The following is a 15,663-nucleotide window of genomic DNA, read 5'->3' on the forward strand; positions in this document are numbered from 1 at the left end:
CAGATTCCACCTCGCAGTGGACACCCTTGCCGTTAGCTATGGGCTTGTCGCTACTTACCGCCCTCGGGACTTTCACCCGTTAGATTAAGTGCCATGCCAGGCACACAAAGAAAACGGCCCGCTAGGGCCGCCTTCTTTTTAACTATTGTTCTTTCATCATCGTAAACGGACTGGCTTTCAGAGTGATTTCCGTGATCTCCGAGGGGCACATGACACGAAGTGCCATACCGGTCCAAAGTCCCGTGCCGCGGCTGACATAAAGTTGAGTCGTAGCGTTAACCTGATATAAGCCCGAGACAAACCCGTCGTTGAAGTAAGCTACCAATGGCTGCATTAAGGCGTAGAGGCCCCCGTGGGTGTGACCGGACAATTGCAAATCCACTCCCTGCAATTGTCGGGCTCCCGTCGGTTGGTGCGCCAGTAAAACGGTGGCTGCATCAGGAGCACCATCAAGCGCCATCTTCAAATCCGGTCCATGAGCACCGTAGCGCACGGCGGAACGATCAGTGGTACCTGCGATCACTAACTGAGCATCGCCTCGCGTAATGACATGATGCTTATTTTCAAGCATCTGCACACCATTTTCTTCAAAGAACTTCACCCAAGGTGCAGCCCCATGGTGCCACTCATGGTTACCCGTTACGCCGAAAACTCCGTCTTTGGATTTCAAAAGACCGTACGCTTTCACTTCTGAAGCCAGCTCCGACTCGGGTCCTTCGATCATATCGCCCACAAGCACCACCGCATCGGCATCGAGTTCATTAGCCGTATCAATCACCGCCTCAAGCCACGGGCGCTTTAACAACTGGCCGACATGAAGATCGGCCATCTGCACGATACGATAGCCGTCAAATTCCGCCGGTAATCGATCAACGGTGATCTGTACATGATTGACGGTCGGCACAGTGAGCGCATAGTGTGTACCGGAAATAGCTGCAGCAACAGAAAAAATCATCAAAAGCCAACGGTTTTTCGCTTCAGTCAAAGGCCAGGGAATGTTTGAATGCGTGGCTTTATTGACGAATTTAACCACCCAAAAAAGCACGTCTTTAACGACAAGCAAAGGCACTAACACCAAAATGATGTTAAAGAGCGTTTCCCAAATAATGAGAGTGGTCTCGGGCAATTGCGGATTAAACATGTGTCCGCCCACGTAGTAGTAATACGTGAATTTCTGGCTGATCGCCAGAAAAAAGAGCGACCAGCCCACTTTCACGTACCACTTTGTTTTGTAGGGCAAAACAAAACTCAATATGGCATAGCCCGCCAAGACAAGCGAAATAATCATCAGGATGTTGATCACCGGCAATCCTTAACCAAGAAACAAAAATGCAGGCAGTATTTTAACTGCTTCATTGGAGAGTAGCGCCCGGATTACCCCTGATCAATTCCCTTTGCTGCTTAATGTCGCGATAAGGGGGACGACCGAATTGCCGTTTGTATTCCCGATTAAATTGACTCGGACTTTCATAACCGACCGCATAGCAGGCGGTTGTTGCATCCATCTTTTCAGTTAACATCAGACGCTTGGCTTCATGCAGACGCAAACGCTTATGAAACTGCAAGGGAGTCATACACGTCACTTCTTTGAAGTGACGATGAAAGGTGGAGACTCCCATATGAACGTTGTCCGCCAGTTGCGCCACGCTCAAGGGCGAGGCGTAGTTTTCTCTTAACCACGCAATCGCTCGTGCGATCTGGGCACTTGCCCCCTGCTTGGCATTAAAGTCACGCAAACTCATACCCAGTGGTGTCTGCAGTACACGGAAATAAATTTCCCGAATAATCATCGGAGCAAGGACTTTTGCTTCAACCGGATTATCCAAAAGACGCATCAGACGCAGCACCGTTTCCCACACATTTTCATCCACAGTACCTACGCAAAGTGCTTCGTTAGGCATGCCTTCGGGCAATCCGTGGATTTCCTCCAACTGCATGATGAGCTCAGACAAAACCGCTCGATCGATTTCTACACTGATCGATAAAAACGGATGGTCGTGTGTGGCGCCTATGGTACAAAACGATGCCGGTACATCTACACCGACAACCAAGCAATCGTTCTTACCGTACTCATACTCTTTATCACCGATTACGGAGCGTTTTTTTCCATCAACAATAAAGCCCAAACTCGTCGAGTAAATACTGGCACCCTCACAATTGCCCTGCTCACGACGGGAAAGGGACAATCCGGGAATATCTGTTTGAAATGTTCCGATTTTATGAACCTTTTCAAGCATGATCTGTTTGAGTTCAGCATTGATTTTTTCAAGTTTTTCGCTTTGCATAATGACACCTCTCTGATGCCAATTATCGGCAATTAATGAAATTCTGAACCACTGAAAAACAACTTTTATTTTTGCCTATTTCTCTTTCATTACAGTTTTTTACAACAATTACACGAATATTTTTTACCTAAAACCACATTTCCACTCATTTTCACTGAATTCGAGTCATTTCTATTTTTAGGCAAGAATTTGCAAAAGAAACAGCAGTTTGAAAAACGTACCGAACCTAAACTATTTCTTGACCACTTCCGAACTCGGAGACTTTTATGAAAAGAAGGACTTTACTGATGAGCGGTTCTATTATTCCTGCGGCCTTTGCCGCACAGGCCGTAGCCTCACCCGCTACCGCAAACAATTTGGCAAAAACTGATCCGGACTTTACTGCCATTGAAGACTACTTACTTAAAACCGAAATGCCCAAAGCGGGCAAAATGCCAGCCAAAACTCGCGCGATGGTAACGTTGGCTGCGCTGACAACGATGACCGCAGAGACTCGTTTAGCTCAAGCTACAGAAGATGCTCTCAAAGCCGGTATGAGCGTGGTGGAAATTAAAGAAACGCTTTACCAATGTGCTCCTTATATCGGTATCACCCGAGTGGAAAGCGCTCTTGAAGAGGTCAATGCAGCTTTAGAAACTTTGGGACAAAATCCCACACCGGCCTCTCAAAGTACCGTCAATAACCAGAATCGGTTTGACAAAGGACTGGCTGTACAGAAAGGAATTTTCGGTGAAGCGATTGATAAGATGCACGCCACGACACCTGCAGAACTTGCCTACATCAACAAGCAGGCATTGACTGCGTACTGCTTCGGTGATTTCTACACACGCAAGGGACTGGATTTGAAAGCTCGTGAATTGATTACCTTTACGGCCATCATGTGCCTGGGCGGATGCGAGCCGCAGCTCAAAGCCCACACAGGAGGCAATTTAAGCGTCGGCAACACCCGTCAGGATCTCATTGATACGATCATGGTTGCCATGCCCTATATCGGGTTCCCGAGAACGTTAAATGCGCTGGCAGTTGTTAACGAAATCACAAAATAATTCATCCCCTGTTATGGTGCGCCCGCCTCTTTGGCGGGCGCTTTGCAAACATTTGTGTCAGATTTAATACTTTTGCAAAAAAAAGTTCTCATCAACCCCTTCTAACTCATTGAAAAACAATAGCAAAAATCTCCAGCCTCTACTCAAAAATAATGATTCTTAACAACTGGAGAAAGATATATCTACCGAAATTTGAGACACTGAAATCACCAAAAAAACAGAGGCAATCATCATGCAGTTCAAATTCAAAAGCGAAGAAGCCCAACTGATTATGAAGGCCTGTGAGGGACATACATTTGAAGGCTCCAAACCATCTTTTCTGAGTCAGTTCACGAAACGCTTGACGCTTTCGGCAAAAGAATTCCGAGAGCTTGTCCGGTACCTCAAAAGCGTTGCCATGTCCGGAATTCATGACGGTGTGGTGGGATGCGGCCTTGCCTACCGTCGGTATCTGGAAAGCACCTACTACGCCATGCGCGCTTTGGATATCTGCAATACGGTCAAAATGACCGCTTTGCAAGCCAATTAATTGCTATACTGCAGCCTCAGCGGACGACCGCTCTTTGCACCATCGGGGACGGCCCCACAGAAAGGATCAATCCCCTATGGCTTGGATCTATTTATTTCTGGCCGGCCTCACTGAAATCGGTTGGGCTATTGCCCTTAAATATTCCCACGGTTTTTCCCGTCTCCTCCCTTCGATCACCGCTATTGTGGTCATGGTCGCAAGTTTTTTCCTGCTGGCTCAATCGCTTAAATCGATCCCTATCGGTACAGCCTATGCCGTTTGGACCGGTATCGGCATTATGGGTACGGCTATTCTCGGGATCATTCTTTTTAATGAACCCGCCAGTTTATTAAGGCTTTTATTCCTTGGGCTTATCCTTGTGGGCATCATCGGCCTTAAGCTCACCTACTAATAAAGGAGTCAGATATGTTTCCAACCATGCGTAGACGCCTTCAGCAAATTTCCGATGAACGTGCTCTCTCTATATTGACTAAAACCGACAACGCTGTTTTAGCAATCAGAGACGATATTTCGGGTTATACATACGCTGTCCCGGTAAGCCCCGTTTATACCGATAACCACATCTACATTCACAGCGCACCGATCGGTCACAAGATTGCCGCCATCAAAGCCAACCCGAAAGTTTCACTTTGTGTGATTGAACAAGACGAAATTCACCCGGAAGAGCTCACAAGCTACTTCAGAAGTGTCATTGTTTTCGGTACGGCTCGACTCATTGCTGATGAGGCAGAAAAACTTCATGTCCTTGAGCTTCTCGCACAAAAATTTGCTCCGGACTTTATTGAAAAAGGGATGGAAGAGGCCAGACAAAAAATTCACTACCTCGCTGTGATCGACATTGAAATTGATCACATCACAGGCAAAGAATCCATTGAACTCGTTAATAAGCACTAATAAAAACGGGGCCGATTCCTAAAGGAAGCGTCCCCGGTTTTGTCAGACCTGCGTCAACCTAAAGAACTTTTGATAAAAAAGCCTTGGTGCGGTTGTGCTGCGGGTGATTAAAGATCTGCTCAGGCGTACCTTCTTCGACAACGCTGCCGCCGTCCATAAATATCACCCGATCGCCCACTTCACGGGCAAAGCCCATTTCGTGAGTGACCACCACCATGGTCATTCCTTCCTTGGCCAACTGCTTCATAACGTCGAGCACTTCCTTGACCATTTCCGGGTCCAAGGCAGATGTCGGTTCATCGAACAGCAAAGCCTTCGGTCGCATCGCCAATGCCCGGGCAATGGCCACACGTTGCTTTTGACCGCCGGAGAGTTGCGAAGGGTATTGATCCGCTTTGCTTCTCAGACCGACCTTATCCAAAAGACGATAAGCAATCTCTTCGGCCTTTTCTTTGCTCATTTTTCTCACCTGAATCGGAGCCAAGGTGAGATTTTGCAGCACCGTCATGTTCTCAAACAGATTGAAGTGCTGAAAGACCATGCCGACTTCCGCGCGAATACGGTCGATGTTGGTCTTGTCATCGATTTCTTCACCATCGATGAAAATCTTACCTTCCGTGGGCTGCTCCAAGTGCGTGATACTGCGCAAAAGCGTGCTCTTACCGGATCCTGACGGCCCGATAATCACCACCACCTCGCGTTCTTTGATTTCCATATTCACGCAAGGCAAGACGACATGATCGCCGAAGGCCTTCTTTAAGTCTTTAATTACGATCATTTGACTTGAACCTCTTTTCCAAATAAGCGACCAAACGGGTAATAGGCATGGTCATAATCAAGTAAATCAAAGCAACGGCCGTCCAGATTTCCATGGCACCGTAAGTACTCGCAATCACCAATTGGCCTTGACGGGTCAATTCTTCGAAACCAATCACCGACACCAACGAAGAGTCCTTCAACATGGCGATAAATTCATTACCCAACGGCGGAATAATGCGCTTAAAGGCCTGCGGGATAATGATAAAGCGCATCGTCTGAGACCAATTAAGGCCCAAAGAGCGACCCGCTTCCATCTGTCCCTTGTCAATGGACTGGATGCCTGCACGGAAAATTTCTGCAATATAGGCGCTACTGTTGATACTGCAGGCCACAATCGCCGCAATAAAAGGATCAATGCGGGTACCGATTAACATCGGCAACGCAAAATAGATCATGAAGATCTGAACCAAGAGCGGCGTGCCGCGCAAAAAGTCCACATAAATCTTCGCCGGGACTCTGAAAATAGCCACCCGTGAAATCTGGGCAATGCCGATGAACAGGCCAAAGAACAACCCCAAGCCCACACTGATTGCCGTGATTTGCACGGTGACACAGGCCCCTTGGAAAAGCAAGGGAAGAGAGTCAATGATTAGTTGAAAGTCAAACATTTTTTCCTGTCTGTTGTATTAATTAATGGGCGCCGAACCACTTGGCATAAATCTTGTCATAGACGCCGTTGTCGCGAATTCGTTTGAGGCCCTCGTTGAGTTTTTCAACCAAAGCCTTGTTGCCTTGCTTGACAGCCATCCCGTAGTGTTCCGCATCAAAAACCTGCGGAACAGTGGTCACCGTACCGTCTCCACGGCGAGCAAGGTAGTAATCCACCACCGGTTTGTCGTTAATCACGGCTTCACAGCCCTTTGCCTTCAGTTCCATGAAGGCTTCGGTGATGCTGTTAAATTCCGTAACCTTGGCGTTTTTAACACGTTTGGCCATCATGGCTCCGGTCGTACCGATCTGAGCACAAAGGCGAGTACCTTCAAGGCTGTTAAAGTCCTTATATTTTCTCAAATCGTCCTTACGAACCATGATCACCAAACCGGATTGGTAGTAAGGATTCGTGAAGTCCACTCTCTTTTGGCGTTCAGGCGTAATGGTCATCGCAGCCACCGTCACATCAATGATGCCGGTTTGCAAAGACGGAATGAGCGCATCAAAGCCCATATTCTGGATGCGAACATCATCGCCCATTTCCTTGGCTACCGCTTCGATAATTTCCATATCAAAGCCCGTGAGCTCTTTGGTTTGTTCATCCATGAATTCAAACGGAGCAAAAGTAGCCTCTGTTCCCACGTTAATCGTTGCTGCGTGGGCTCCCGTTACCATCGCTGCTGCCACTGCCAATGAAAGTAAAATCTTTTTCATGATTTTGCTGTCCTTTCTACCATCTCATCCCAAACGGTCAACTACTTTTGAGCGCCGAACCACTTGGTGTAAATTTTGTCGTATTCACCGCTTGCCTTAACCTTCTCCAGACCGACATTGAGCCAATCGGCCAGTTTCTGGTTGTTCTTAGCAACGGCAATTCCATAGTCTTCTGCCGACAGGACTTCAGGCAAACGATATACGCCCTTGGTTCCGCGGCGAGCCATATAGTAGTCCATTACGGGCTTGTCGTGCACCACCGCTTCGCAACCGCCCGTTTGCAATTCCATGAATGTTTCGGGAGCGTTATTGAATTCCTTGACCAATTTGCCGGAGAACTTGCGTGCGGTAATGGCTCCGGTCGTGCCGATCTGAGCGCACAAGGCCTTTCCTTTGATGCTGTCGATTGTCTTGTACTTATCCTTGTCGGCTTCCCGCACCATCACAGCCAAACCCGATTGATAGTACGGAGTAGAGAAAATCACGCGGCGCTTGCGTTGATCGGTAATCGTAATGCCGGACATGGCGATATCAATAGCACCGGTTTGCAACGAAGGAATCAAACCGTCAAAAGGTACATTGTTTAATTTAACTTCCGCGCCTTGAGCCTTGGCAATGGCCACAATCAATTCCATCTCGAAACCGGCCGGTTGATTGTTTTCATCAACATATTCAAACGGGGCAAAAGCCATGTTCGAGCCTACGTTATAAACTTCAGCCGCCTGAGCTTGAGCGAATACACCGGTAGCAGCCAATACAGCTGCAAGAGCCGTCATTTTTGCTTTGAAGGTCATTTTTATTTCTCCTAATTAAAAATAATCGGTGATTCGCTCTCAGTTTCAATCCCGTGCGCCGTCACCGCCAGTCCGTATTTCGTTGTAACCGATTGATAAAAATCGGATTGTGAGGTGACAGTTTATTGATTCCTTTGACTCTCACAAGTCAATGTATACGAGTCTTGGAAGAAAAAATGGTCGAAGACATTCAACAAAATGTCGACAATAAATACACCAAAAACGACCAAACTCAACACAAAGTACCAAAAATCTAAAAAATCAGAAACTCGAAAAGAAAATCTCTGAAAATATACGAACATTATTGAACGCGGTTTGTCGAAAGGTCCTCAATAAGAACTGTATCTCAGGGATAGCCACCCGCCAATTCAATAAAAATATATTTGAGATTTTTAAGTTTAAACTTAGTTTTTTATTTTTTAATCAATTAGTTATAAATTTCTGGCTACGAACTCTTTGCGGTGCTGTCTCTAAATTTTTGTCGACTAATTTTTCTTTTGCGTTAGCTCAAAGTTTTTGTTTTTTGGTGGTACAACCTTTTGCCTATTTTTCAAACAAGCTTTTGTACCAAATATGATTAGACTACGTTCTTTAAGAAAAGACTCTTTCCCTTTTATGTTTGAAAGGTACTGTGATTATGGCTACTAAACGTGTTCTTGCAATTCACGATCTGTGCTCATTCGGTCGCTGCTCGCTCACAGCTGCCATACCTGTTATTTCAGCCATGGGCTCGCAGGTGTGCCCTTTCCCCACGGCTTTATTCAGCAACAATTTCACTTACGGGGACTTTACTTTTTCAGACTTCAGCTCCAAGATGACGGGCTTTATGGATAAGTGGGAAAAACTCGGCTTCACCTATGACTGTATCTACAGCGGCTTTCTTGCCGATGTGAACCAAATTGCCATCGTCAAAGAAGCCGTTGCCCGTTTTGCCCGTGGGAAGAAAAATGCCTTGGTCGTTGTCGACCCCGCCATGGGTGACGACGGTAAGCTCTACCCAACTCTGAACGCCGACTTTGTCGTTAATATGCGCTCCCTCGTGCAACAGGCAGACCTCATTACCCCGAACTACACGGAAGCCTGTCTGCTTCTTGATCTTGCCTACGAAACGAGCATTCCCGACAATGATGCACTCGAAACACTTTGCCGCAAACTGGCCACACGTAAAAATCAAAAAGTGGTCATCACCAGTGTGCCCGCTGCGGACAATCAAATTAAAGTAGCCTGCTTTGATGCCTCAAGCGGAGAATTTGCCGAGCACAGTACAGAGCGTATTCCCTTTGCTACATGCGGCACGGGCGATCTTTTCACCAGTGTGCTGACCGGCGCTATGCTGCAAGGCAAAAGCTTGAGTGACGCCGTATTGGCTGCGATGCGTTTTGTCAGTCTTGCTATTCAATACACTTACGATAGCGGCAGCGACTATCGAGAAGGTGTTCAGGTTGAGCCGTGCTTAAAACACCTCTTTGACTGATACTTTACAAAAAAGGGACCGCTCAAGTCCCTTTTTCTGTAATAGTTCAGGTCTTTGAAATTTCGCACTACCCTTGCAAATACACCCACTCTATCAAGCGATCAATCGGCGCATCGGTTTCGGTGGCTTTTTTACCTTGAACCGCAGCAAAAATTGCATAACGCTTCCCGCTTCTGGCTTGAATTATGCCGCCGGCCGACTTCACGGTATTCATCAACCCGGTCTTGATATAAGCATAGCCCGGCGCCACCCGACGCTTGGACATTGTGCCGTCTGTGGCCGAGATCGGAAACGAAGCCAACCACTCGGGCATGCGCGGACTCTTCCATCCGTAGGAGATAAGCCGAGTCATTGCACGGGCTGTCACACGAGCCTGCCTGGACAATCCCGAACCGTTATCCAACAGGATTTCGCCTGCGCCAATCCCAACCCTCTGTTGCAACCATTGGTTAACAATAGCCCGCGCTCTGGCGTAACTGGCGGGAATTCCGGGGCTGTCCTTTGCTGCCAGAGATAAAAGAATATGTTTGGCCAACACGTTGTTGCTGAATTTATTGGTGAGTTTAACGATTGTGCCCAAATCCTCTGACCAAACATCAAATAAAAGCTTGGACTCTGCCGGCGCAATTCCCTCGAAAACCTCTCCCTGCCAAGTAAGGCCCACTTGAGAGGCTACGGTTCTTAAAAACATTTCCCAATATTGATTGGCATCGGGAGCAAGGTAGGCTAAAACCTTCTCATCACATCCTGAAGGAAGGGCTCCGTCAAATTCGGGTTCCAGGGGATCGTCCAAGTCAAGTTCCAGAGCCTGACGCCACCGCACACATCCCTTTTGTCTGCTCATCTTGACACTCGAAGGCGTCACCAAACCGATCAGTTGCGGCACAACAGTCACCGTTGCCTGTTTTCTGTCCTTTTCAGGCGTAATCGTCATAGCAATTGAGCGGTAATTTAAAAGAGCGGCATCGGCCGGTGCCGTATAAGGCCTGTCCCAATCGTCTTTAAAGGCCGGATCCTGACGCTCTTTCTCAAAATAGGATCGATCAATCACCACATTGCCTTCGATACGATCAATACCTAAAGACTTCAAGCGGGAAAGATCACGCCAAAGAGTCTCACTGACGTACTTGGGATCTCCTCCTCCCTTGATAAATAAAGTTCCCGACAGAGTTTTGTTTTCAATTGTTCCTGTGTACGAGTAAGAGGTTTTCCATCGCCAATCCGGGCCCAACAATTCGAGCGCCGCAAGGGTTGTGATCATTTTTTCTGTTGAGGCGGGTTGAACTTTGACGTGATCGCGCCAACTTAAATTGAGTTTTCCGCCATCTAAAGGAATCAGACTGACAGAAAGCTGTTCAAAAGACAGTCCCGAAGAAGTCAAAGCGTTTTTAACTGTAACAGGAAGAAAATTTTGCGCACAAGCCATTCCCATTGAAAAACAATAGGTTAATAAAGAAAACAACCCTGCCGCCAAGACTTTTTTCATCTTTTTTTATCCTTACCCTTGAAAACCAAAAAACTGTCCCCATATGAAGCATTAGTTTTAGGGAACAATTCATTGGGGTTGCGCATATTGTCCCGCAATCGACAAGAAATTTCCCGCAAAAAATGACCGCATTCGGTCATTTCAGTATCGATTTTGAATTTATTGTTAGGAGACATTCCAAATGCAAATTCGTCCTCTGCACGACCGTGTGATCGTCAAGCGCCTGGAAAGTGAACGTACAACTGCCGCCGGCATCGTGATTCCGGACAGCGCCGGTGAAAAGCCTGATCAAGGTGAAGTGTTGGCCGTCGGTCCCGGCAAGCGTGATGACTCCGGCAAGATCATCCCGATGGATGTGAAGGTGGGCGACCGCGTACTCTTCGGTAAGTATGCCGGCCAAACCGTCAAGGTTGACGGTCAAGAATTGCTCGTGATGCGCGAAGAAGACATCATGGGCGTGTTGGAATAATTTTCCGCCAAGTACAGATTTATTAGTTGGAGTAATAACCCATGACTGCTAAGCAAGTTCTTTTTGGTGATGATGCCCGCGTCCGCATGGTTCGTGGCATCAATGTTTTGGCTAACGCTGTTAAAGTGACCTTGGGTCCGAAGGGCCGTAATGTTGTATTGGATCGTAACTTCGGCAGCCCCCTGGTTACCAAAGACGGTGTGACGGTTGCCCGCGAAATCGAACTCAAGGATAAGTTCGAAAACATGGGCGCTCAAATGGTGCGTGAAGTCGCCTCCAAGACCAACGATAACGCCGGTGACGGTACGACGACCGCTACGGTTTTGGCTCAAGCCATCGTTGTGGAAGGCATGAAGTTTGTGGCCGCCGGCATGAACCCGATGGACCTCAAGCGTGGTATTGATAAGGCTGTTGAATGCGCCATCGCTGAATTGAAGAAGATCAGCAAGCCCGTGACCACAACCAAGGAAATCGCTCAGGTCGGCTCTATTTCCGCTAACAGCGACACCGAAATCGGCGAAATCATCGCCGAAGCCATGGAAAAGGTCGGTAAGGAAGGCGTCATCACGGTTGAAGACGGCAAGTCCTTGAAGAACGAATTGGACGTTGTTGAAGGTATGCAATTTGACCGCGGTTACCTCTCTCCGTACTTCATCACAAATCCGGACAAGCAAGTGGCCGTCTTGGAAAACCCGTACATCTTGTTGCATGACCAAAAGATCAGCAACATCCGTGATTTGCTCCCGATCCTCGAACAAGTGGCCAAGGCCGGTCGTCCGCTCTTGATCATCTGCGAAGATTTGGAAGGCGAAGCTCTCGCTACCCTCGTGGTGAACAGCTTGCGCGGCATCCTGAAGGTCTGCGCCGTGAAGGCCCCGGGCTTCGGTGATCGTCGTAAGGCCACGCTTGAAGATATCGCCATCCTCACGGGCGGCACGCTTGTGACCAAGGACATCGGTTTGTCGCTTGATAAGGCTACGCTCGAACACTTGGGTCAAGCCAAGCGCGTTGAAGTCAATAAGGAAAATACGACCATCATCAACGGCGCCGGTAATCCCGAAATGATCGAAGCCCGTGTGAAGAACATCCGTACGCAAATCGAAAGCGTCACGAGCGACTACGATCGTGAAAAACTTCAGGAACGTGTGGCCAAGTTGGCCGGCGGCGTTGCCTTGATCAAGGTCGGTGCTGCTACTGAAGTTGAAATGAAGGAAAAGAAGGCTCGTGTCGACGACGCCTTGCACGCTACCCGTGCTGCTGTTGAAGAAGGCGTGGTGCCGGGAGGCGGCGTGGCTTTGGTGCGCGCTCAAAAGGCTGTGGCTCAATTAAAGGGCGACAACGAAGAACAAACCGCCGGTATCAAGATCGTGTTGCGTGCTATGGAAGAACCGATGCGTCAAATCGTCGGTAACGCCGGTCTCGAACCGAGCGTCGTTGTCAACGCTGTCGCTAACGGTGAAGGCAACTACGGCTTTAACGCTCAAACGAGCGAATACGGTGACATGGTTGCCATGGGCGTCTTGGATCCGACCAAGGTTACCCGTACGGCCTTGCAAAACGCTGCTTCTGTTGCCAGCTTGATCCTCACCACCGACTGCATGATCGGTGATATTCCTGAAGACAAGCAACCGGTGGCTCCGGCCATGGGCGGCATGGACGGCATGCCGATGATGTAATCGGTTGTTGACCGTGTAATATGATTCTGGCCCGAGAAAGGTAATGCTTTCCCGGGCCGGTTTTTGTCTGACTTATGGCTGAGCGTTACTTAGTTCCCGATTTGGCGCCCGGTGAAATTCACCGCGCGGAGCAAACCATCCATCGTTCGCGCTTTATCGTAACGATGGCACGGGTGAGTACACTTGAAGAGGCCAAGGCCTTTATTGACTCAGTTAAGCAAGAGCACGCTCAGGCCACTCATAATTGTTGGGCTTTTGCTGCAGGCGAGCCCGGCAGTACCGTGCAGGTCGGCGCAAGCGACGACGGAGAACCCAAAGGAACGGCCGGCCGCCCGATGCTCACCGTTTTGCTTCATTGCGGTGTAGGCGAAATCGCTGCCGTCGTGACACGTTACTTCGGTGGAATTTTGTTGGGCACCGGAGGTCTGGTACGCGCCTATCAGGGTTCGGTCAAATTAGGACTTGAAACACTTCCTACAACCGAGAGGGTTCCTTGTGACCGTTTACAGCTCACACTTGAACACCCCTTTGTCAACATTGCTTTACGTGAATTTGAAACCCATCAGGCTCAAATCATCAAAAAAGACTTTGGGCTCGATGCCACTTTCACCGTTTCTGTTCCTCAAACACAAACCGAAAACCTGATTGAATCGCTGACTCAAAAGACATCAGGTGCTTTGCTTATTGAAAAATTGTAGGGAAAACCCGTACAATCCTAGACGTGCGTCAATTTTGACACAAATCTTTACAACCCTTGTGGGCTTCTGATCTCCCAAAAACGATAAACGAGATGGAAGAACCCGCCCTTTAAGAAAGGACGGATATGAAAAAACCGATCTATAAAGTTCTCTACTTCCAGGTGATCTGTGCGATCATCATCGGCGTCTTGCTGGGTTATTTCTACCCGGATATCGGCGCTTCGATGAAACCTTTCGGTGACGGTTTCATCAAATTGATCAAAATGATTATTGCCCCCGTCATTTTCTGTACGGTCGTGACCGGTATCGCCGGCATGGAAGACATGAAAAAAGTGGGCAAAACCGGTGGCTTGGCCATCCTGTACTTTGAAGTGGTCAGTACCATCGCTCTCGTTGTAGGTCTTGTCCTTGTGAATACCTTTGGACCGGGCCGCGGTATGCACGTTGATCCGGCGACACTTGATGCGGGTTCTGTTGCCATTTATACCTCAGGCGACAAGATGGAATCGACGGCCGAGTTCTTGATGAACATCATCCCCAACACGGTGGTGAGCGCTTTTGCAGAAGGCAACATCCTGCAGGTTCTCTTCTTCTCCGTACTTTTCGGGATTGCCCTGCATAAATTCGGCGGTCGCGGCACCCTTGTCTTCGACGTCATCGAAAAGAGTTCGCACATCCTTTTCCAAATCGTCAACATGATCATGAAGGTCGCTCCGATCGGTGCGTTCGGTGCCATGGCCTTTACGATCGGCAAGTACGGTGTGCAATCGCTTCTGCCTTTGGCCGAACTCATGGGCACGTTCTACCTTACGTGTCTGCTCTTTATCTTTGTCGTACTCGGTGCCATCTGCCGTTGGGCAGGCTTCTCCGTCTGGAAGTACATCTGCTACATCAAAGAAGAGCTCTTAATCGTCTTAGGTACCTCTTCTTCAGAATCGGCTCTACCCAAGATTATGGATAAGCTTGAAAAAGCCGGGGTGAGTAAATCTGTTGTCGGTTTAGTCGTACCGACCGGCTACTCCTTTAACCTTGACGGTACCGCCATTTATCTCACCATGGCTTCTGTGTTCATTGCTCAGGCCTGTGATGTTGAAATGACACTTATGCAAGAGCTCACGCTTTTGGCTGTGCTTCTTTTAACGAGTAAGGGCGCTGCGGGTGTAACCGGTTCAGGCTTTATTGTTTTGGCTGCTACGCTTTCAGCTGTCGGTCACGTGCCTGTTGCCGGTCTTGCGCTCATTCTGGGTATCGACCGCTTCATGTCTGAAGCTCGAGCCCTCACCAACATCATCGGTAACGGTATCGCCACCATTGTGGTCGGTAAGTGGTGCAAAGAACTCGACGAAACAAAACTTCACGCAGTGCTGGGTAAAACCGATGCCAAGATTCCTGCCATGCCTGAATTGCCTGAACCGAAGGTATTCCGTGATACACAGGAATTAAAGTACATTCCTATTGACGATTACACCAATCGTTAATTCTCAACGGGCCGCCTTCGGGCGGCTTCGTTTTGTCCATTCGGTCAACTTGCAAGACACTCACTGAAGAAACTGCTGCGTTATATTCTCTATAGCTTCAATCAAAAAGGAGAAATCATGCGTATCCAAATTATTTCTGCCTTACTCGGTTCAGTGCTGCTTTGCAGCACGGCCTTTGCTCTTGAACCGGTTGATCCCCAACCAGCCACTCCTTTGACATTTGAAAATCCTGCGTACCAAAAGGTTGTGCCTGCAGTTGCCCGAGAGATGATTAAAGAGGGCGTCGTTGTTATTGATGTGAGAAACCCGATTGAACGCATTACTGAAGGCTACATCAAAGGATCCGTCAATGTTCCTCTTCAGACGCTCAGGCCGGGAGCCAAATTAACGGCTGCCCCCGACTTTAATCAAAAAGTTCTTGTGCATTGCCGAAGCGGCGTCAGAGCGGAAAACGCCTCTAAGATTTTGGTAGCAACCGGCTACAAACATGTCTACAACATGTACGGCATCCTGCAGTGGCCTTACGAACTTGAAAACGCCCCCAAAAACTAAATAGATCAATAGCTTGAGAGGGCCGACTTTGGGTCCTCTCTTCTTTAAACTTCCTCTAAGAGTTTCTTCCAATAGGCCACTCGTTGACATAAGAGTAA

The 15,663-nt window shown here is 48.3% G+C and carries 17 protein-coding genes; 10 read left to right on the forward strand and 7 right to left on the reverse strand.

Going from position 1 to position 15,663, the window contains the following annotated elements; translation table 11 throughout:
* Window positions 1-142 precede the first annotated feature (142 nt).
* Together H5985_RS09605 and H5985_RS07425 are read right to left on the reverse strand one after the other, a co-directional pair.
* Window positions 143-1,303: a metallophosphoesterase gene (locus H5985_RS09605; RefSeq protein WP_205050679.1), complete on the reverse strand. Its 1,161-nt coding sequence runs from the start codon at window positions 1,301-1,303 to the stop codon at window positions 143-145.
* A 49-nt stretch (window positions 1,304-1,352) separates the two neighbouring features.
* Window positions 1,353-2,285, reverse strand: coding sequence for an AraC family transcriptional regulator (locus tag H5985_RS07425; protein WP_205050680.1), 933 nt, complete (start codon window positions 2,283-2,285; stop codon window positions 1,353-1,355).
* A 287-nt stretch (window positions 2,286-2,572) separates the two neighbouring features.
* On the opposite strand from H5985_RS07425, the gene H5985_RS07430 reads away from it, so the two are divergent.
* From H5985_RS07430 to H5985_RS07445, 4 genes are all read left to right on the forward strand, one after another.
* Window positions 2,573-3,331 (forward strand): carboxymuconolactone decarboxylase family protein, encoded by a 759-nt coding sequence (locus H5985_RS07430; protein ID WP_205050681.1) that lies wholly within the window; start codon window positions 2,573-2,575, stop codon window positions 3,329-3,331.
* 232 nt (window positions 3,332-3,563) lie between these two features.
* On the forward strand, window positions 3,564-3,860 hold the full coding sequence (locus tag H5985_RS07435; RefSeq protein WP_205050682.1) for a hypothetical protein: 297 nt from the start codon (window positions 3,564-3,566) through the stop codon (window positions 3,858-3,860).
* A 76-nt stretch (window positions 3,861-3,936) separates the two neighbouring features.
* A complete protein-coding gene (sugE, locus tag H5985_RS07440; protein ID WP_205050683.1) occupies window positions 3,937-4,251 on the forward strand; it encodes a quaternary ammonium compound efflux SMR transporter SugE in 315 nt (104 codons plus the stop codon).
* Between the two features lie 14 nt (window positions 4,252-4,265).
* Window positions 4,266-4,754: a pyridoxamine 5'-phosphate oxidase family protein gene (locus H5985_RS07445; RefSeq protein ID WP_205050684.1), complete on the forward strand. Its 489-nt coding sequence runs from the start codon at window positions 4,266-4,268 to the stop codon at window positions 4,752-4,754.
* 58 nt (window positions 4,755-4,812) lie between these two features.
* On the opposite strand, the gene H5985_RS07450 is transcribed toward H5985_RS07445, so the two are convergent.
* From H5985_RS07450 to H5985_RS07465, 4 genes are read right to left on the reverse strand one after another with little or no spacing between them, the layout of a single operon-like run.
* Entirely contained in the window at window positions 4,813-5,532 is a 720-nt protein-coding gene (locus H5985_RS07450; protein ID WP_205050685.1) for an amino acid ABC transporter ATP-binding protein, read from the reverse strand.
* Complete coding sequence (locus tag H5985_RS07455) at window positions 5,519-6,181, reverse strand: amino acid ABC transporter permease (protein ID WP_205050686.1); 663 nt, start codon at window positions 6,179-6,181, stop codon at window positions 5,519-5,521. Before H5985_RS07455 ends, H5985_RS07450 begins: the two co-directional genes overlap by 14 nt.
* A 22-nt stretch (window positions 6,182-6,203) precedes the next feature.
* Window positions 6,204-6,938: a basic amino acid ABC transporter substrate-binding protein gene (locus H5985_RS07460; protein WP_205050687.1), complete on the reverse strand. Its 735-nt coding sequence runs from the start codon at window positions 6,936-6,938 to the stop codon at window positions 6,204-6,206.
* Between the two features lie 41 nt (window positions 6,939-6,979).
* Window positions 6,980-7,732 (reverse strand): basic amino acid ABC transporter substrate-binding protein, encoded by a 753-nt coding sequence (locus H5985_RS07465; RefSeq protein WP_205050688.1) that lies wholly within the window; start codon window positions 7,730-7,732, stop codon window positions 6,980-6,982.
* Between the two features lie 637 nt (window positions 7,733-8,369).
* On the opposite strand from H5985_RS07465, the gene H5985_RS07470 reads away from it, so the two are divergent.
* A complete protein-coding gene (locus H5985_RS07470; protein WP_205050689.1) occupies window positions 8,370-9,206 on the forward strand; it encodes a pyridoxamine kinase in 837 nt (278 codons plus the stop codon).
* Window positions 9,207-9,273: 67 nt separating this feature from the next.
* Here the strand turns inward: H5985_RS07470 and dacB are convergent, their stop codons facing one another.
* Complete coding sequence (dacB, locus tag H5985_RS07475; RefSeq protein ID WP_205050690.1) at window positions 9,274-10,692, reverse strand: D-alanyl-D-alanine carboxypeptidase/D-alanyl-D-alanine endopeptidase; 1,419 nt, start codon at window positions 10,690-10,692, stop codon at window positions 9,274-9,276.
* 181 nt (window positions 10,693-10,873) lie between these two features.
* Between dacB and H5985_RS07480 the strand changes: the two genes are divergently transcribed.
* From H5985_RS07480 to H5985_RS07500, 5 genes are all read left to right on the forward strand, one after another.
* A complete protein-coding gene (locus H5985_RS07480) occupies window positions 10,874-11,161 on the forward strand; it encodes a co-chaperone GroES (RefSeq protein ID WP_205050691.1) in 288 nt (95 codons plus the stop codon).
* 41 nt (window positions 11,162-11,202) lie between these two features.
* Window positions 11,203-12,837 carry a chaperonin GroEL gene (groL, locus tag H5985_RS07485; RefSeq protein WP_205050692.1) on the forward strand — a complete coding sequence of 545 codons (1,635 nt, stop codon included), beginning with the start codon at window positions 11,203-11,205 and terminating at the stop codon, window positions 12,835-12,837.
* A gap of 74 nt (window positions 12,838-12,911) precedes the next feature.
* On the forward strand, window positions 12,912-13,535 hold the full coding sequence (locus H5985_RS07490; RefSeq protein WP_205050693.1) for a YigZ family protein: 624 nt from the start codon (window positions 12,912-12,914) through the stop codon (window positions 13,533-13,535).
* A 125-nt stretch (window positions 13,536-13,660) separates the two neighbouring features.
* Window positions 13,661-15,013 carry a dicarboxylate/amino acid:cation symporter gene (locus H5985_RS07495; RefSeq protein ID WP_205050694.1) on the forward strand — a complete coding sequence of 451 codons (1,353 nt, stop codon included), beginning with the start codon at window positions 13,661-13,663 and terminating at the stop codon, window positions 15,011-15,013.
* 117 nt (window positions 15,014-15,130) lie between these two features.
* On the forward strand, window positions 15,131-15,565 hold the full coding sequence (locus H5985_RS07500) for a rhodanese-like domain-containing protein (protein ID WP_205050695.1): 435 nt from the start codon (window positions 15,131-15,133) through the stop codon (window positions 15,563-15,565).
* The last annotated feature ends 98 nt before the right edge of the window (window positions 15,566-15,663 follow it).

The sequence above is a fragment of the Parasutterella secunda genome (assembly GCF_016901835.1).
Taxonomy (GTDB): domain Bacteria; phylum Pseudomonadota; class Gammaproteobacteria; order Burkholderiales; family Burkholderiaceae_F; genus Aphodousia; species Aphodousia faecavium.